We start from the raw sequence: 16,223 nt of genomic DNA, 5'->3' as shown, positions 1-16,223 counted from the left end.
GCTTCAGAATTTGAACCCCGGTGGCAGCGGCAGGCCGGCGGTCATCTTCTGCATTTCGGCGTGGGCGGCGGCGTCGGCCTTGGCGCGGGCGTCGTTGAAGGCGGCGACGATCAGGTCCTCGGCCATGTCCTTGTCCGCGGGCGTCAGCAGTTCGGGCGCGATGTCCAGCTTCAGGATGCGGCCCTTGGCAGTGGCGCGCACCTTGACCATGCCGCCGCCGCTGCTGCCCTCCACCTCGATCCGGTCGAGGTCGTTCTGCGCCTTGGCCATCTGCTCCTGCACATTGCTGGCCATCTGCATGATATCGTCGAGGTTCATGCGGCACTCCGTGGTTCAATGAGTTCGGCATCGGGAAAGGCGGCGAACAGCGCCTTGACCGTGGGGTCGGCCAGCGCTGCCTCCCGCCGCGCCGCCTCGGCAATCATGGCAGCGGCATGCAGGCTCTGGCCCTCGCCGCGGGTGACGGACACATCCCAGGCGGCGCCCGTCCATTCCGCCAGATGGGCGGCCAGCTGTTTCGCAAAGCCCGCGTCGAGCGGACGCAACGCACTGAGCGCGAGGCGTGGCGGCGCATAGTCGGCCAGCGCGACCGCATCGTGCAACAGGTTGGCGAGCATCGGCTCCCGCCCCTCGAACAGCGCGACGAGCGCGGCGAAATCGGGCGGGATGGCCGCCAGGGCGGCCGGCGCCGCCGGCACCATGGGCGCGCGCGGCGGCGGCGCGGCGGGAGCGGCCGGCGCATCGGCCTGCTCGCTCAGCCGCCGCACCAGTTCGGCGGGATCGGGCAGGCTGCTGGCATGGCAGATGCGCAGCAGCGCCATTTCCGCCGCCTGCATCGGATTGGGCGCGGCATTGGTTTCCGCCAGCCCCTTCAGCAGCAGCTGCCACAGCCGGTGCAGCAGCGGGAAGTCCAGCGCCGCCGCCCAATCCTGCATCATCGCGCGGTCTTCCTGCGCCAGCGCGACATCGGTGCTTCCGGACAGGCGGGCGCGGGTGAGGCCGTGGGTGAGATCGAGGAGGTCGTTCAGCATCGCCTGCGGCTCGACGCCCAGCGCATGGGCGTGGGCGACATGGGCGAGCACACCGGGCGCGTCACCCGCCAGCAGCAGTGCCATCAGCGCGCGGGTCTGGCCACGGTCTGCGAGGCCCAGCATGTCCCGCAGTTGCGCCGCGGTGACGCTGCCCGCCGAATGGGCGATGGCCTGATCGAGGATGGAGAGGCCGTCGCGCACGCTGCCCTCCGCCGCGCGGGCGATCAGCGTCAGCGCCTCGGGCTCGATCCCGACCTCCTCGGCCTTGGCGATGCCGGCGAAATGCGCGGCGAGCAGCTCGACAGGCACGCGCTTCAGGTCGAAACGCTGGCAGCGCGACAGGATGGTGACCGGCACCTTCGCCACCTCGGTGGTGGCAAAGATGAACTTCACATGCGGCGGCGGCTCCTCCAGCGTCTTTAACAGGCCGTTGAAGGCGTTTTTCGACAGCATGTGCACTTCGTCGATGATGTAGATCTTATAGCGCGCGGAGACGGTGGCGTAGCGCACCGCCTCGATGATCTCCCGGATGTCGTCGATCCCGGTGTTCGATGCGGCGTCCATCTCGATCACGTCGATATGCTGGCCGGCGGTGATGGCAGTGCAGGCATCGCAGACGCCGCACGGGCTGATCGTCGGCCCGCCCGTGCCATCGCGGCCGGTGCAGTTCAGTGCCTTGGCGATGATGCGCGCGGTCGAGGTCTTGCCCACCCCGCGCACGCCCGTCAGCAGCCAGGCCTGCGCCAGCCGCCCCTTGGCGATGGCGTTGCCCAGCGTCTGCACCATGGCATCCTGGCCGATGAGCGCATCGAAGCCCTGCGGCCGGTATTTGCGCGCGAGCACACGATAGGCGGGGGCCTCGGACATGCGCTGCCTGTGGCGCGGACGCGGGGCGAAGGCAAGCCGGCGAAATCATGCCCGGCGGGATGAAAGCCGCCGGCCCTGTCCTGCGGCGACCGGGCGATCCGCAGAGTGCCGGCCTAAGCTTTTGTTGTGGCGGCGCTTCCCGACAGATGCCGGCCGGCGAGGCGGTGCGACGCCCGCAACGCCAGCGCGACAATGGTCAGCGTGGGATTTTCCGCCGTGCTGGTGGGCATGATGCTGCCGTCGACGATCCACAGGTTGGGCACCTCATGCGCCCGGCCGAAGCGGTCGACCACGCTGGTCGCGGGATCATCCCCCATGCGCGCGGTGCCCATGTTGTGTGTTGCCGAGGCGGGCTGGCCGTGGCGGATGTCGGTGGCGCCCAGCGACCGGTAGAGCGCGGCGGAACGCTCGAAGAAATGCGCGCGCATCGCCCGGGTGTGCGCATGTTCCACCACATGGACGCGCGCGACCGGCAGGCCGCGGGCATCCTTCACCTTGTCGTCCAGCGTCACGCGATTGTCGGCGCTCGGCAGCTCCTCGCCATTCATCAGCATCCCGGCGAGATGGTCGTAGCGCGCGATGAAGCCGGCATAGTCGGCACCCCAGCCCGCGGGATCGAGCAGCAGCGCGACGCTGAGCGGCGACAGGCCGGCGGCCTCCATCAGATAGCCGCCGGCGAAGCCCCGCGCCGGGTCGTGCCGCGCCTCGTCGAACACCGTGCCGGGCGTCACGATGCCGCGGTGCATGTTCACCGGGCCGGGCATGACGGCGTAGGTCAGGCCGGTGACGTGGCGCATGTAATTGCGGCCGACCTGGTCCGAGCCGTTGGCGAGACCGCGCGGGAAGCGGTTGCTGTCCGACAACAGCAGCAGGCGCGCGGTCTCGATGCTGTTCGCCGCCAGCACCACGACATGCGCCGCCTGGCGATGCAGCGCACCGGTGGCGTCGGCATAGACGACGGCATCGGCGCGGCCGTCGGCGCCATGCTCGATGCGCACCACCGTCGATTCCGTGCGCAGGTCGAGCCGGCCGGTCGCCTCGGCCTTGGGGATCTCGCTGACCAGCGTCGACCATTTGGCGCTGATCATGCAACCCTGGTTGCAGAACCCCAGCTGCTGGCAGCCGGGGCGGTCGTCTCGCGCGGCGCTGTTGATGGCAAGCCGGGCGTTGCTGATGCGGCGGTATCCCACCCGCCGCGCGCCGGCGTGGAGCAGGCTGTAATGCGCGGTGGCCGGGTGGGCGGCGATGCCATGCGTGCCGGTGACGCCCAGCTTCGCTTCGGCCCGACCATACCAGGGCAGGAGTTCGGCATGGTCGAGCGGCCAGTCGGCAAGGCTGCTGCCGGCAACCGCGCCATAGGTGGAGCGCGCGCGCAGCTCATGCGGCTGCGCGCGATAGGCCAGGCCGTTCCAGTGCAGCGTCGAGCCGCCGACCGCCTTCACCACCCAGGCCGGGCGATCGGGCGCGACGCGCGCCGCCAGCCAGTCCCCGGTGGCGACGCGCGGATCGAGCCAGCTCAGCTGCGCATAGGCCGGCATGTCCTCCTGGTGGAAATCGCCCGGCTCGATGCGCTTGCCGGCCTCCAGCAGCACCACGCGGTGGCCGCGCCGCGTCAGCTCATGCGCGACCGTGCCGCCGGCGGCGCCGGAGCCGATGATGACGATCTGCGGCTCCCCGAGGCTCAGGGCCACCATGGTTCGCCTCCGCCCCGCGGCGCGCGCGGGAGCCAGGGCAGCGCATCGAAGCCGCGGTCGAGATAGCCGCCGTCGGCGAGGCTGGGCCCCTGGTAGCCGAAGCGGCGCGTGACGGCGAGATTGCCGTAAAGCCCGATCATCACGGTGGCGCGCAGCGCCTGCATCGCCGGTTGCGGCAGCAGCACGGCCATCCGGGCCTTTCGCTCGGCAGGCGACAGCGAGGCATGGACTGTCGGCGTGTCGAGCAGGCCGACAAGCGTGGTGGTCAATTCCGGCGACAGGCCGGCGAGCGTGGCGGCATAGTCGGCGTCGGGCACATCATCGTGCGGAAACAGGTCGCGCGCGGCCTGCAGCAGCGATGGCGCGGGCGCGGCGCGCAGCGGCAGCGCGAGGGCCAGCGCCGTGGCGGCGCCCGCCAGCAGCAGCCGGCGTCTGCCCAGCATCAGCCGAAGGTCCGCACCGGATCGCGCCCGTCCCAGCCATCGTGCGCGGCGCGGATGAAGGCGAGCGCGCCATCGATGTCGGCGTTGGCCTCGATGACCTCGGTATAGCAGCCGAGCGCGGCGCGCGTATCGGCAAAGCCCATGCGCGTCGCGGGGGCGAAGGCGCCGGTAAAGACGGTCGGGTGGCCCGCCGTCGCCAGTCCGGCGAGCGTCGCATCGACATCGGCCGAGAGCCGCGCGACATGGTGCAGGCCGTTCGCGGCATGGCCGTGGAAGATCGAGGGTCCGGGGCCGCGCACCGCGATCAGCTCGATGAACAGGTCGCCGGAATAGCCGAGCGCGATGGCGATGCCCGGATCGGCGGGGGCGGGATCGATGAAGGCCATCGGGTCCATCACGAAAAAGGGTCCCGCGCCGGCGGTCGCCACCCAGCGGTGGCAGGCGGTCTCAAGGTCATCGACCATGAAGGCGACCTGGTAGAGGCGGTCAGGCAGCGGCATCCGCATCCTCCATCGCGGCGATGATCTCCGCCGTCATCATCCGCCGCGCGAACAGCAGGCCCAGCGTCTTCAGCGCGACCGCATGGCGTTCCGCATCATATTCGGCGACGGCATCCTCGGCGATGATGACGCGCCAGTCGCGCTGCGCCAGGTCGCGCACGCTGGTCTCCACACAGACGCTGGTGGTCACGCCGGCGACGATGACCTGGCGGATGCCGCCCGCCTGCAGCCAGGCTTCCAGCCCGGTGTTGAGGCAGGCCGAGGGCCGGTTCTTGTCGAATACCCGCTCGCCGGGGGCCGGCGCCAGGTCGGGGATGATGTCCGCGTCCGCCGAGCCGCGCACCAGCGCCCGTTCCCGCCGCAGCTCGGGCAGCATGTCATCCACCATCACGCCGCCATCGGTGAGGCCGGGTTCAAAGACATAGCGCGTGTGGGCGATGGGCATGCCCTGCCGCCGCGCCGCCGCCAGCAGCCGCGCACATGCGGGCACCGCCGGTGCCAGCAGCCCGACCGGAAAGCCGATGCGCGCGACCGAACCGCCGGGCGACAGGAAGCCGTGCTGCATGTCGATCAGCAGCAGCGCGGTGTGGCTGGGATCAAGGCGTGTCATTCCATCATCAGCGTGAACAGCAGCCGCGTGTCGTTATAGGGCATCAGCCGGGTGATCAGGCCATCGGCGCCGACGCTGACGCGCATCAGATAGTCGTTGGCATAGACCCGCCCGCCGCGCACCGTGCCGCGGGCGGTATATTCGACCGCAACCTCCGTGCCTTCCGCCAGCGTTCCGGTCAGTTCGACGGTCAGCGGCCCCTCGGCGTCGAAGGTGGTGAACAGGTCGTCGATGATGCGCCGCAACGCCACCCGCGCGTCCCAGTCCCGTCCGGCCTCGGCGCTGTAGGGCATGGAGGGCGCGAAGCGGAAGACCGCGCCCGGCGCCAAGTGGCTGAAGGTCGCGTCGAGGTCGGCGGCCCAGAAGGCGCGAAGGCAGGCGACCGCGCGGTCGCGGGGGGAGAGGCTGTCCATCAGAAACGGGTCCTTGCCGTGATCGTCCAGCTGGCCCGGGCGCCGGGATAGACGGTGACGAAGCCAAACGCCGGGAACGGCAGCGCCTGGTTGAAATAATTGGCCTGGAAACAGTTGCGGCAGCCGACGCTGAGCTCGTGCCGGCCATCCAGCCGCACCCCCAGCGAGGCGTTCACCAGGTTGATCGGACCGGTCTCCGTGCTGGCGAAATTTTGCGGGCTGACGAAATGCTTGGACATGTAGCTATAGTCGGCGCTGGCCAGCAGGTTCAGGCGCTCGGCGACCGGCGTGTCGACATAGAGCCCGGCGGACGCCTGCCACGCCGGCGACCGCTGCAACCGGTCGCCCAAAATGATCGTCGCGGTGGCCGGGCGCGACAGCGAATTGTCCTGCCAGGCGAGGTTGCCGGTGACGCGCACGCCGGGTGCCAGCCGCCAGCTCGTCTCCAGCTCGACACCCCAGATTTTCGCGTCGGTGATGGCGATGCCGAACCCGCCCGAGGGCGTGGTGCCGGAGGCGAAGCGGTTGGTGTAATCATAATAGAAGCCGGTCAGGTTCACCGTGGCGCGGCGGTCGAGCAGGCTGGAGCGCAGCCCCGCCTCGTAACTGTCGATCTGCTCGGGATCGAAATCCAGGAACTCCGCGGCACTGTTCACCCGCGCCGACCAGCCGCCCGATTTGAAGCCGCGCGTCCAGCTCGCATAGAGCATCAGATCCTCGTCGGGCTTATACTCCAGCCCCAGGCGCGGGGTGAAGCGCGTCACCGAAAGCCGGCAGGCGACGGGTTTCGGCCGCTGCGGGATCACTTGCCCGCAGATGGTGCTGTTGGTGAACAGCGGCACGCCGGCGAAATCGGCGAACTGCCGGTCCGTGCCCGTGAAATCGCCTTTCAGCGACATGTCGATGGCCTTCACCTCGTGCGTCAGCCGCCCGCCGGCGATCAGCGACAGCGTGTCGGTCAGCCTGAACGTTCCCTGCGCGAACCCGGCGATGGCATCAGCCCGCACGCGGATGTCCTTGCGAAAGAAGAAGCTGCTGAAGATATAGTCACCGATGAACTGCGTGCTGCGCTCGTTGAAATAATAAAGCCCGGCAACCAGGTTGAAGCGGTCCTGCGTGACGTTCGCCTGCAATTCCTGGGTGAACTGGCGACTGTCGACATCGGAATAGACCAGATAGAGGCTGGGGTTCTGGTCGGTCAGCTCCAGGTTATAGCGTTGCTGCGTGGCGCGATAGCCGGTGATGGACTTCAGTGTCAGCGCGTCCGACAGCGGCCATTCGACCGTGCCGGCAAAGCCCCAGGCTTTGCCGATATTGCGCATGTCGGTGCCGGTGGAGGAGATGTAGAGGCTGGGCGCCGGCGGCCGCAGGAGGCCCGAGACATCGACGCCATAGCGGCCATTCTGGTTGCCGCGCGCGAAATCCGCCGACAGGTTGATCTCGACATCGCCCGCCTGATGCCGCAGCTGGCCGCGCACGCCCACCGTCTCGGTGCCGTTGACGCGCTTGTTCAGCACGCGGTTGAAGGTGTCGCCATCGCCATCGCCGACCATCGCGTTCAGCCGCACCGCCGTCGCCGGTCCCAGCGCCAGGTTGGCGCTGCCCTTCAGCATCCAGGTGTCGAAACGGCCATAGCTCGCCTCGCCCAGGAAGCCGTTTTCGAACTCGGGCTTCTTCGTCACCACCTTGATGGCACCCGCCGACGTGTTGCGGCCATAGAGCGTGCCCTGCGGCCCGCGCAGCACCTCGATCCGCTCGATGTCGAACAGCGCCATGTTGTTGACGCCCTGCCGCGCGATCAGCACGTCATCGACATAGAAGCCCACCGGCGGGTCGATGGCGACGATCGATTCGGTTTCCCCCACGCCGCGGATGAACACGGTGGTGGCCGAACCCTGCCCGATGTTGTTGGAGGCGTGCAGATTGGGCACCGTCGCCATGATGTCCACCAGCTGCGTCATCTGCCGCGCCTGCAACGCCGCGCTGTCGATCGCGGTAACCGCGATGGGCACATCCTGCAGGCGTTCGGCGCGGCGCTGCGCCGTCACCACGATCTCGTCGCTGTCCTTCGCGCCCGCCCCGGCCGCCGGCGCCTGCGCCAGCGCACCGCCCGCGCAGGCGCACAGCAGTGCCGCCATCGAAATCCGTCCAACCTGGCGTTTCATCCCCTGCCTCCTTCATCCTGTCGTGACCGGGTGGTCCCGCAGCTCGCGCTTCAACAGCTTGCCGGCGGCGTTGCGCGGCAGTTCGTCCAGAAAGCTGAAACCCTTGGGCACCTTGTAGGAGGCCAGGCGGGCGCGGACGGCGCTCGCCAGCGCCTCGGGCGCGGCGGTGCCGACGATGAAGGCGTGCAGCCGCTCCCCCCATTCGCCGTCGGGCAGCCCGACCACCGCGGCCTCCCGCACGCCCGGCACGGCGGCGAGCACCGCCTCGATCTCGCCGGGCCAGACATTGATCCCGCCGGAGACGACCATGTCCTTCTTCCGGTCGACAATCCGCACGAAACCCTGCGCATCGCGGGTCGCCACGTCCCCCACCGTCACCCAGCCATCGCACAGCGCCTCGGCGGTCGCCTCCGGGCGGTTCCAATAGCCGTTGAAGGCATAGGGACCGCGCACGAACAGCTCCCCCGGCGTGTCCGCGGGCACTTCGGCGCCGGCATCGTCGCGCAAGGACAGCTCGATCAGCGGAAAGGGCGTGCCGACCGAACCGGGGCGCGCCCGCAGCTCGTCCGGGCGGATGTTGGTGACGATGCCCGCCTCGGTCGAGCCGTAGGTCTCGTGCAGCAGCCCGTCGCCGAACCGCTCGATCACCATCTCCTTCAGCGGCTGGGCGAGCGCGGCGGCGTTGCTGATGATGGTGCGCAGCCGCGCGCCGCGCAGACACGCGCCGGCGGGCAGGCCGCCCAGCCGCGACAGGATGGTCGGCACCACGAAGACGCCGTCGATGTCGGGTGCGGCGATGCGCTCGGCGATCCAGGCCGGATCGGTGCTGTCGGCCAGCACGCAGGTGCCGCCATAAAACAGCGGCGCGGCGGCAAAGGCGAACCCCGCGCCATGCGCCATCGGCGTCAGCGCCAGAAAACGGTCGCCGGGGCCGAAGCAGCCATATTCGCCGGCCATCGCCATGAACATCAGCGCGCGGGAGCGGTGCGACAGCATCACGCCCTTCGCCGCGCCCGTCGTGCCGCTGGTATAGGCCATGGCGAAACTGTCGGTTTCCGCCGGGCCCGCCACCAGCGCCGCGCTGGCGCCCGACAGCAGCGCGCGCCAGCCGCCGGGAACGCTGACCAGCGGCAGACCGGGCGCCGCCGCGCGCAGGATGGCCTCGCTCGCGCCGTCGGCAAGCAGCAGGCGCGGCGTGCAGTCGTCGATGATCGCGGCAACCTCGGCCACGGTCAGCCGGTGCGACAGCGTCACGACGATGACGCCGGCTTCGGACAGGCCGGCGACGATCTCCACATAGGCGGGCGTGTTCGCCGCCATCAGCAGCGCCCGGTCACCGGGTTCCAGCCCGCGCGCGCGCGCCATGTTGGCGGCACGCCGGATGGCGTCGGCAAGCGCGCGGTAGCTGGTCGTGCCCGACGCATGCTCGATGGCGGCACGGTCCGGCCAGCGCGCCGCCGCCGCCAGGATGCCGCCCGCCAGCGTCATCTCGCGCCGCGCCGCGCTCATCGCGCCATCCGCCCGGCGAGCGCCGGAAACACCTTCAGCGCATTGCCGCGCATCACCCTGGCGAAGGATTCGGCCCGCAGATTGTGGGCGCGCATTTCCTCCACCGCGCGGCGCGGATCGATGACCGGCCAGTCGGTGCCCCACAGCACCTTGTCCGCGCCATAGCTGTCCATATACTGCACCAGGCCGGCCGGCAGATGCTTCGGCGCATAGGCGTCCAGCCCGATGAAGACGCGCGCATGTTTCCACGCCATGGCGATCATCTCGTCGGCCCAGGGCGTGCCGACATGGATGCCGATCAGCGTCAGCTCGGGAAAATCGATGGCGACCTGGTCCAGCAGGATCGGCCGCGCCACCGACGGCAGGCGCACATCCTTTTGATAGATCAGGTTCTGCCCGACCTGGAGCATGAACGGCAGGTCAAGCTCGGCACAGCGCGCGTAGATCGGATACCAGCGGGCGGCATCGGGCGGCAGGCTGAACCAGTGCGGATAGGCGTGGACACCCACGAAACCGCGGTCGCGCGCTTCGTCCAGATCCTTCAGCTGCGCCAGCCCCCGTGTCGGGTCGGCACCGGCGAGGCCGCTGAACCGGTCGGGATGCGCGCGGCACCAGCGGTCCACCTGCTCATAGGGGATTTCGAAACTGCCCTTCCAGCGTCGGTCACCCGCGCGCACCGCGATCAGCAGGCTGTGCTCCACCCCGGCGGCGTCCATGATCCGCAGATAGTCGTCGATCCCCACCCCGCCGCGCATCGCCTCGGGCATGCGCACCTGCGCCATGAAGGCGGCGTCGAAGCCGGTCTGGCCGGCCGCCACTTCCTCGGGTCCGAACTGGTTGACGACGATGTCGATGAACCCCGCCACAAACGTCTCCCTTTCCTGCAATGTGTCCATATCTGTGGATGCTGTCAATATGTTCATGGACAAGACTTGACGCGCCCCCTGGCCTGTGACAGGTTGCCGCCGATGGCAGACCGGGAACTGCATCCGGCGCCGCTGGTCAGGGAGGCCATGGATGACCCGTTTCTACCGCCCGATTCGCATCGCATTGCTCGGCTGCGCCGCCTTGGCGGCGCCCCTGCTGGCCCAGACGGCGACCGCCCCGGCCGATGACGAGATCATCGTCACCGCGGAACGGCGGGCGGCCTCGGTTCAGGATGTGCCCATCTCGATCACCGCCCTGTCCGGCAGCACGCTGGAGGCCGCCGGCATCCGCGGCACCGAACAACTCTCCGACCTGACGCCGGGCCTGCTGGTGCAGCGCAGCGTCGTGGGCAAGATCAGCATCCGCGGCATCGGCAACGAGAATTACACCATCGCCGGCGACCCCGGCGTCGCCGTCCACAGCGATGGCGTCTATGTCGCGCGCGCGGCCGCCGGCCTGTTCGACCTGTTCGACATCAACCGGGTGGAGGTGCTGCGCGGACCCCAGGGCACGCTCTATGGCCGGAATGCCACCGGGGGCGTCATCAACGTCATTCCGAACGCCCCCGATGCCGACCGTTTCAGCGCCCACCTGACCGGCGAATATGGCAATTACAACGCGGTCCGGGTTGATGGCCACATCAATGCGCCGCTGGGCGGCGGCTGGGCGCTGCGCGTCGCGGCGCTGGGCAGCTGGCGCGACGGCTTCACCACCAACACCAACGCCAACGCCCGGTCACGCGGCTTCGGCGACCTCGACAGCAAGGATGTCTGGGCGGTGCGGGGCCAGCTGGGCTATGACGATGGCGGGCCGTTCACCGCGCGCCTTTCGGTCGAGCATCTGGAGGACCGGTCCAACCTTCCCGCCTACAAATATCTGAACCGGCCCGGCGCCCTGCCCAACGCCGATTTCGGCGGCGGCGCAACCGCCTTCGCGCCGGGCAACCTGCGCACCGTCAACCAGGGGTTCGAACCGGCGATCCCCGGCTTCACCCGCGGCGTCGGCAGCAAGCGCAGCGACTTTTTCCTGACCCGGCAGACCGGTGTGGCGCTTCACCTGGGCTATGATGCCGGTGGCGTCGATGTCGCCTCCATCACCGGCTATCGCAAGACGCGCTTCAACTGGTTCAACGACGGCGACGGCGCCGACACCTTCTACGTCAACTATATCCAGCAGGACCGCAACGAGCAGTGGAGCCAGGAACTGCAACTGAGCTCGAAGGGCGACGGCCCGCTGCAATGGCTGCTCGGCGGCTTTTATTTCCGGGAGACCGGCGACAGTTTCATCGCCCTTCCCTTCACCTTCGGCGCCGGCCTGCCCTTCTACATCGCCATCGACGGCACCGCCAAGACCAGCGCGCTCGCCGGCTATGGCGAAGTGCGCTGGCAGGCCACCGACCGGCTGAAGCTCACCATCGGCGGCCGCTACAGCCACGAGAACCGCAAATCCACCTATCGCTACGAGATCAACTTCGGGGCGCCGTTCGTGCGCACGCCCAGCCTCGACCGGGACTTCAACGCCTTCACCCCGCGCTTCGTGATTGCCTATGAGGCGTCGGACAGCACCAACCTCTACGCCTCGGTGACGCGCGGGTTCAAGTCGGGCGGCTTCAACCTGCTGGCGGTGCAGCCGGCGTTCGAGCCGGAAAAGGTCTGGGCCTATGAGGCCGGCGTGAAACTGCAGACCGCCGACCGGAAATTCACGCTGAACGCCAACGGCTTCTACTATGACTACACGAACCAGCAGGTCGGCCAGATCGTCAACCTGCAATCGGTGCTGACCAACGCCGCCAGCAGCCGCATCTGGGGGGCCGAGGCGGAGTTCACCGCGCGCCCGACGGAAGGGTTGCAGGTCGGCGGCACGCTCGCCTATCTCGACACCAAATACCGCAAATTCTGCACCGGGGATCCGACGCAGCCGACCGCGCCGGTCAGCCCCGGCTGCGACGCCGCCAATCCCATCGACCTCAAGGGCAACCGCCTGCCGCGCGCCCCGCAATGGGTGCTGACCGCCTTCGTCGATTACACCGCCGAGCTGGGCGATGCCGGCAAGGTCAACCTGCGCGGCGACCTGCGCCACCAGTCCGACATGTTCTTCACCCAGTTCAACCGGCCGCTGATCGCGCAGGGCGGCACCGTCACCGCCAACGCCTCGCTCACCTGGACGTCGGCGAACGACCGTTTCTCGCTCGGCGGCTTTGTGCAGAACCTCACCAACGAGACCTATTTCACCGAAGTGCTCGAATCCGGCGCCTTCAACCCGCAGCTGGTGGGGCAGGCCTATGTCGCGCCGCCGCGCACCTATGGCGTGCGCGCGTCGGTGAAATTCTGATGGGCACGCTGACGCTGCCCGATGGCGTGCCGCTGTGGATCGACGACCGCGGCCAGGGGCGGCCGCTGCTGCTGCTCCAGGGGCTGCAATTTCCCGCCGGCTATTTCTGGCAGAAGAATCTCGAGGCGCTCGCTGCGCGGCACCGCGTCATCACGCTCGACCTGCGCGGCCAGGGCCTGTCCGGCAAGGGCAGCCACGGCCACAGCATCGCGCAGTGCGCCGACGACCTCGCCCATGTCATCGCCGCGCTCGACCTGCACGACCTCTGCCTGGGCGGCGTTGCCTTCGGCGGCATGGTGGTGCTCGACTATCTGCAACGCCACGGCGCCGGCCGCCTGCGCAGCCTGTGGCTGTCCGAGATGACGCCGCGGCTCACCAATGCCGAGGGCTGGGCGCATCCGACCTTCGGCGATTTCCCGCCCGAAGCCGGTGCGGGTTTCGCCGCCGGCGTCCGCGCCGACCGCACCGCCGCGCTCGGCGGTTTCCTGCTCGGCTGCTTCGCCACGACCCCCGACGCGGACACGCTGGCGGAGATGACCCGCCAGACCTGGCTGACCCCGACCGACGCGGTCGCCGACCTGATCGACGACATGGTGAAGCCCGACAGCCGCGCCATGCTCGCCGGCATCAGCCTGCCGACCCTCCTGATCTACGGCCGCCGCAACAACCCGGTGATGCCCGGCGAGGTCGGCCGCTGGATGGCGGAACGCATCCCCGACGCCACGCTGGTGGAATTGCCAGACGCCGGCCACAGCCCCTTCTGGGATGATCCCGCCGGCTTCAACACCGCCCTCGGCGATTTCGCGGCCAGACATTGAGGATACCATGACCGGCCTTGCCCCTTCCTTCCTCATCCTGAAATCGCCGTCCCCGATCGATCATGCCTCCTGGGTCGCAACCATCGAGGCCGCGCGCGGCACCATCCTCGCCGCCAGCGAGGCTGGTGCCGTGGACGTGCTGGAACCGGGCACGATCCACACCTCGCTGCTGATCGCGCGCTTTGCCTGGGCGCCCGATCTCGACGCCTTTTGGGCCGGCGCCGCCGCGCTCGCGGCCGGCCTTCCCGCCGGCGCGCAGGTGCTGGGCGCGGCGGGGCTGGCGTGGGAGGGCTGGCCCGGCCATCCGGTGCCGACCATCGCCACGGTCACCGTGCCGGCGTCGGACCGCCCCCGCGCCTATATGCTGATCGAGGGCACCGGCCATGACGAAGCCGCCATGGACGCCTATCGCGACGTGATCCTGCCGATGCTGCGCGAACGCGGCGGCTATTACCCGCTGTTCGAACTCGGCGGCAGCGTCCGCGTGCTGCACGGGAATTGGGGCTGGGGCATCCTCGCCATCAGCCGCTGGCCCGACATCGCCGCGGCGCAGGATTTCTGGTTCTCGGAACGCTATCAGACGGTCGCCATCCCCATCCGGACCGGCAAGGGCGATTTCGAGGTTCAACTGACCGCCGGCATCGCCGGCTGACGGAGACGCACATGGATTCGCAGACCGCCATCGCCATCTATCGCACCATGGTGCGCATCCACCGCACCGACCAGCGCATCCAGCAGGGCCTGGCGGCGGGCGACCTGCAATTCCAATATTATCCCTGCGGCGGGCAGGAGGCGATCCCGGCCACCATCGCCACCCACCTGAAGCCCGACGATGAAAGCGTCATCACCTATCGCTGCATCCACGACATCGTCGCCAAGGGCACGCCGCTGACCGAAATCATGGCGGAAATGTATGGCCGCGAATCGGGCACGTCGAAGGGCAAGGGCGGTCCGATGCACCTCTCCGACCCCACCAGCGGCCTGATGGTGACGACCGGCATCGTCGGCGCCGGCGCGCCCATCGCCACCGGCCTGGCGCTCGCCGCGAAGCTGAAGGGCACGGGGCGGGTGGTGACGTGCAGCTTCGGCGACGGCGCGGCCAACATCGGCGCCGTGCACGAGGCGCTGAACCTTGCCGCCCTGTGGAAGCTGCCGCTGCTGTTCGTCTGCCAGAACAACCTCTACGCCGAATACACCAGCTTCGCCTGCTCGACCGCCTCGCCGGACATCGCGTCGCGCGCCGCCGCCTATGGCATGGCCGGGGAGAAGGTCGACGGCACCGACCCTTATGCGCTGCACGCCGCCGCCGGTCGCGCCATCGCCCGCGCCCGCGCCGGCGACGGCCCGACCCTGCTGGAATGCGTCGCGCACCGGTTGCAGGGCCACAGCTATGGCAGCGAGGAGGCGCACATGGATGCCGCGCTGCTGGCGGCCGCCCGCGCCGAGGCGCCGGTCATCACCTTCCGCGCGCGCCTGATCGCCGATGGCCATGCGACCGACGCCGACCTTGCCGCGCTGGAGGCAGGGGTGATGGCCGAGGTCGATGCCGCGCAGGCGTTCGCCGAAAGCGCCCAGGCGCCGGGGGCGCATGAGCTGACCACCGACATCTTCGCCGACCCCACGCACAGCCCGGAAATCCCCGGCCCCGCGCCCAGCGAACCGGCGCGCATCGAAACAACACGGCGCATCATGTTCGGCCAGGCCATCAACGAGGCGCAGGACCAGGCCCTCGCCGAAAATCCCGACGTGATCCTGCTGGGCGAGGATATCGAGGATCCCGCCGGCGGCATCGTCAAGGCCACCTATGGCCTGTCCACCAAATATGGCCGCGACCGCGTGCGCGGCACCCCCATTTCCGAACAGGCCATCGTCGGCGCCGCCATCGGCGCCAGCCTCGCCGGCCTGAAACCCATCGCCGAGATCATGATCAATGATTTCGCCATGGTATGCATGGACCAGATCGCCAACCATGCCGCCAAGCTGCGTTACATGTCCGGGGGCCGCACCAGCGTGCCCATCGTTCTCAGGATGCTGACCGCCGGCAAGGTCGGCAGCTTCGGCGCGCAGCACAGCCAGTCGCTGGAGGCTTGGTTCGCGCATATCCCCGGCCTGAAGATCATCGCGCCATCCAACGCCTACGACGCCAAGGGCATGCTGCTCGCCGCCGTCGACGATCCCGACCCGGTCATCATCCTCGAGGCGATGCGCTGCTATTTCGTGCCCGGTCCGGTGCCCGAACAGCCCTATCGCGTGCCGCTGGGCAAGGCCGCCATCGCGCGCCCCGGCAGGGACCTCAGCATCATCAGCTACAGCTGGGCGATGCAGGAGGCGCTCGCCGCCGCCGAAACGCTCGCCGCGGACGGCATCGAGGCCGAGGTGATCGACCTGCGCAGCCTAGTGCCGCTCGATTTCGAGACGGTCCGCGCCTCCGTCGCGCGCACCGGCCGGGCGCTGATCGTGCACGCTGCGGTCGAGTTCTGCGGCTTCGGCGCCGAGCTCGCCGCCCGGCTCCAGGAAAGCCTCTGGGGCCAGCTCAAGGCCCCGGTCGCGCGCCTCGGCGCCCGCTACACGCCGATCCCCTTCGCCCAGAACCTCGAATCCATGCACTTTCCCGACGCCGCCGGGATCGTCCGGAAAGCAAGGGCCCTGCTCTGATGCCGAAAATGACGCTGAAAATCCCCAAGCTCGCGGTCTCGATGCAGGAAGGCACGCTGGTCGAATGGTTCGTCGCCACCGGCGACACGGTCGCGGTCGGCCAGAAACTTTATTCGATCGAGACCGAGAAAAGCAGTTTCGAGGTGGAAAGCCCGTTTGCCGGCACCATCACCGTCCTCGGCGCCATCGGGCAAACCATGCGGATCGGCACCCCGATTGCCGAGATTGTGACCTGAACTGGCACCGGCTATGCCCGCGCC

The 16,223-nt window shown here is 69.1% G+C and carries 15 protein-coding genes; 5 read left to right on the top strand and 10 right to left on the bottom strand.

Annotated features, from left to right (window positions below; all coding sequences use genetic code 11):
- Nucleotides 1-3: 3 nt before the first annotated feature.
- The 10 genes from H3309_RS00845 to H3309_RS00800 all read right to left on the bottom strand — a co-directional run bounded on the left by H3309_RS00845 (nucleotide 4) and on the right by H3309_RS00800 (nucleotide 10,098).
- Nucleotides 4-318 carry a YbaB/EbfC family nucleoid-associated protein gene (locus tag H3309_RS00845; protein WP_182296617.1) on the bottom strand — a complete coding sequence of 105 codons (315 nt, stop codon included), beginning with the start codon at nucleotides 316-318 and terminating at the stop codon, nucleotides 4-6.
- Nucleotides 315-1,898 (bottom strand): DNA polymerase III subunit gamma/tau, encoded by a 1,584-nt coding sequence (locus tag H3309_RS00840; protein WP_182296615.1) that lies wholly within the window; start codon nucleotides 1,896-1,898, stop codon nucleotides 315-317. Before H3309_RS00840 ends, H3309_RS00845 begins: the two co-directional genes overlap by 4 nt.
- Before the next feature lie 113 nt (nucleotides 1,899-2,011).
- Nucleotides 2,012-3,592 carry a GMC family oxidoreductase gene (locus H3309_RS00835; protein ID WP_182296613.1) on the bottom strand — a complete coding sequence of 527 codons (1,581 nt, stop codon included), beginning with the start codon at nucleotides 3,590-3,592 and terminating at the stop codon, nucleotides 2,012-2,014.
- The gene (locus tag H3309_RS00830; RefSeq protein ID WP_182296611.1) at nucleotides 3,580-4,035 is read right to left on the bottom strand and encodes a hypothetical protein; all 456 of its coding nucleotides are present in this window, start codon (nucleotides 4,033-4,035) and stop codon (nucleotides 3,580-3,582) included. The genes H3309_RS00835 and H3309_RS00830 overlap by 13 nt, the downstream gene beginning before the upstream one ends.
- On the bottom strand, nucleotides 4,035-4,535 hold the full coding sequence (locus H3309_RS00825) for a VOC family protein (protein WP_182296609.1): 501 nt from the start codon (nucleotides 4,533-4,535) through the stop codon (nucleotides 4,035-4,037). Before H3309_RS00825 ends, H3309_RS00830 begins: the two co-directional genes overlap by 1 nt.
- The gene (locus H3309_RS00820) at nucleotides 4,522-5,145 is read right to left on the bottom strand and encodes a cysteine hydrolase family protein (RefSeq protein WP_182296607.1); all 624 of its coding nucleotides are present in this window, start codon (nucleotides 5,143-5,145) and stop codon (nucleotides 4,522-4,524) included. Before H3309_RS00820 ends, H3309_RS00825 begins: the two co-directional genes overlap by 14 nt.
- Complete coding sequence (locus H3309_RS00815) at nucleotides 5,142-5,558, bottom strand: nuclear transport factor 2 family protein (protein WP_182296605.1); 417 nt, start codon at nucleotides 5,556-5,558, stop codon at nucleotides 5,142-5,144. The genes H3309_RS00820 and H3309_RS00815 overlap by 4 nt, the downstream gene beginning before the upstream one ends.
- Nucleotides 5,558-7,723, bottom strand: coding sequence for a TonB-dependent receptor (locus H3309_RS00810; RefSeq protein WP_182296602.1), 2,166 nt, complete (start codon nucleotides 7,721-7,723; stop codon nucleotides 5,558-5,560). The genes H3309_RS00815 and H3309_RS00810 overlap by 1 nt, the downstream gene beginning before the upstream one ends.
- Before the next feature lie 12 nt (nucleotides 7,724-7,735).
- Complete coding sequence (locus tag H3309_RS00805; RefSeq protein WP_182296601.1) at nucleotides 7,736-9,232, bottom strand: class I adenylate-forming enzyme family protein; 1,497 nt, start codon at nucleotides 9,230-9,232, stop codon at nucleotides 7,736-7,738.
- Nucleotides 9,229-10,098: an amidohydrolase family protein gene (locus H3309_RS00800; RefSeq protein WP_182296599.1), complete on the bottom strand. Its 870-nt coding sequence runs from the start codon at nucleotides 10,096-10,098 to the stop codon at nucleotides 9,229-9,231. Before H3309_RS00800 ends, H3309_RS00805 begins: the two co-directional genes overlap by 4 nt.
- A gap of 151 nt (nucleotides 10,099-10,249) precedes the next feature.
- On the opposite strand from H3309_RS00800, the gene H3309_RS00795 reads away from it, so the two are divergent.
- From H3309_RS00795 to H3309_RS00775, 5 genes are read left to right on the top strand one after another with little or no spacing between them, the layout of a single operon-like run.
- Nucleotides 10,250-12,490 carry a TonB-dependent receptor gene (locus H3309_RS00795; protein ID WP_182296597.1) on the top strand — a complete coding sequence of 747 codons (2,241 nt, stop codon included), beginning with the start codon at nucleotides 10,250-10,252 and terminating at the stop codon, nucleotides 12,488-12,490.
- Nucleotides 12,490-13,308 (top strand): alpha/beta fold hydrolase, encoded by an 819-nt coding sequence (locus H3309_RS00790; RefSeq protein WP_182296595.1) that lies wholly within the window; start codon nucleotides 12,490-12,492, stop codon nucleotides 13,306-13,308. The genes H3309_RS00795 and H3309_RS00790 overlap by 1 nt, the downstream gene beginning before the upstream one ends.
- A gap of 7 nt (nucleotides 13,309-13,315) precedes the next feature.
- The gene (locus H3309_RS00785) at nucleotides 13,316-13,960 is read left to right on the top strand and encodes a DUF1330 domain-containing protein (RefSeq protein ID WP_182296593.1); all 645 of its coding nucleotides are present in this window, start codon (nucleotides 13,316-13,318) and stop codon (nucleotides 13,958-13,960) included.
- Nucleotides 13,961-13,971: 11 nt separating this feature from the next.
- Nucleotides 13,972-15,963: an alpha-ketoacid dehydrogenase subunit alpha/beta gene (locus H3309_RS17040; RefSeq protein WP_182296591.1), complete on the top strand. Its 1,992-nt coding sequence runs from the start codon at nucleotides 13,972-13,974 to the stop codon at nucleotides 15,961-15,963.
- Nucleotides 15,963-16,199 carry a biotin/lipoyl-containing protein gene (locus H3309_RS00775; RefSeq protein ID WP_182296589.1) on the top strand — a complete coding sequence of 79 codons (237 nt, stop codon included), beginning with the start codon at nucleotides 15,963-15,965 and terminating at the stop codon, nucleotides 16,197-16,199. Before H3309_RS17040 ends, H3309_RS00775 begins: the two co-directional genes overlap by 1 nt.
- Nucleotides 16,200-16,223 lie beyond the last annotated feature (24 nt).

This window comes from Sandaracinobacteroides saxicola (assembly GCF_014117445.1).
GTDB lineage: Bacteria > Pseudomonadota > Alphaproteobacteria > Sphingomonadales > Sphingomonadaceae > Sandaracinobacteroides_A > Sandaracinobacteroides_A saxicola.
Note: the sequence above shows the minus strand (reverse complement) of the source record. Positions and strands in the feature narration are given on the sequence as shown.

Coding starts and splice junctions, on each gene's coding strand:
- H3309_RS00835 (WP_182296613.1), bottom strand. CDS start 3,592: ATGGTGGCCCTGAGCCTCGGGGAGCCGCAGATCGTCATCATCGGCTCC.
- H3309_RS00820 (WP_182296607.1), bottom strand. CDS start 5,145: ATGACACGCCTTGATCCCAGCCACACCGCGCTGCTGCTGATCGACATG.
- H3309_RS00785 (WP_182296593.1), top strand. CDS start 13,316: ATGACCGGCCTTGCCCCTTCCTTCCTCATCCTGAAATCGCCGTCCCCG.
- H3309_RS00845 (WP_182296617.1), bottom strand. CDS start 318: ATGAACCTCGACGATATCATGCAGATGGCCAGCAATGTGCAGGAGCAG.
- H3309_RS00840 (WP_182296615.1), bottom strand. CDS start 1,898: ATGTCCGAGGCCCCCGCCTATCGTGTGCTCGCGCGCAAATACCGGCCG.
- H3309_RS17040 (WP_182296591.1), top strand. CDS start 13,972: ATGGATTCGCAGACCGCCATCGCCATCTATCGCACCATGGTGCGCATC.
- H3309_RS00830 (WP_182296611.1), bottom strand. CDS start 4,035: ATGCTGGGCAGACGCCGGCTGCTGCTGGCGGGCGCCGCCACGGCGCTG.
- H3309_RS00795 (WP_182296597.1), top strand. CDS start 10,250: ATGACCCGTTTCTACCGCCCGATTCGCATCGCATTGCTCGGCTGCGCC.
- H3309_RS00810 (WP_182296602.1), bottom strand. CDS start 7,723: ATGAAACGCCAGGTTGGACGGATTTCGATGGCGGCACTGCTGTGCGCC.
- H3309_RS00805 (WP_182296601.1), bottom strand. CDS start 9,232: ATGAGCGCGGCGCGGCGCGAGATGACGCTGGCGGGCGGCATCCTGGCG.
- H3309_RS00775 (WP_182296589.1), top strand. CDS start 15,963: ATGCCGAAAATGACGCTGAAAATCCCCAAGCTCGCGGTCTCGATGCAG.
- H3309_RS00825 (WP_182296609.1), bottom strand. CDS start 4,535: ATGCCGCTGCCTGACCGCCTCTACCAGGTCGCCTTCATGGTCGATGAC.
- H3309_RS00815 (WP_182296605.1), bottom strand. CDS start 5,558: ATGGACAGCCTCTCCCCCCGCGACCGCGCGGTCGCCTGCCTTCGCGCC.
- H3309_RS00790 (WP_182296595.1), top strand. CDS start 12,490: ATGGGCACGCTGACGCTGCCCGATGGCGTGCCGCTGTGGATCGACGAC.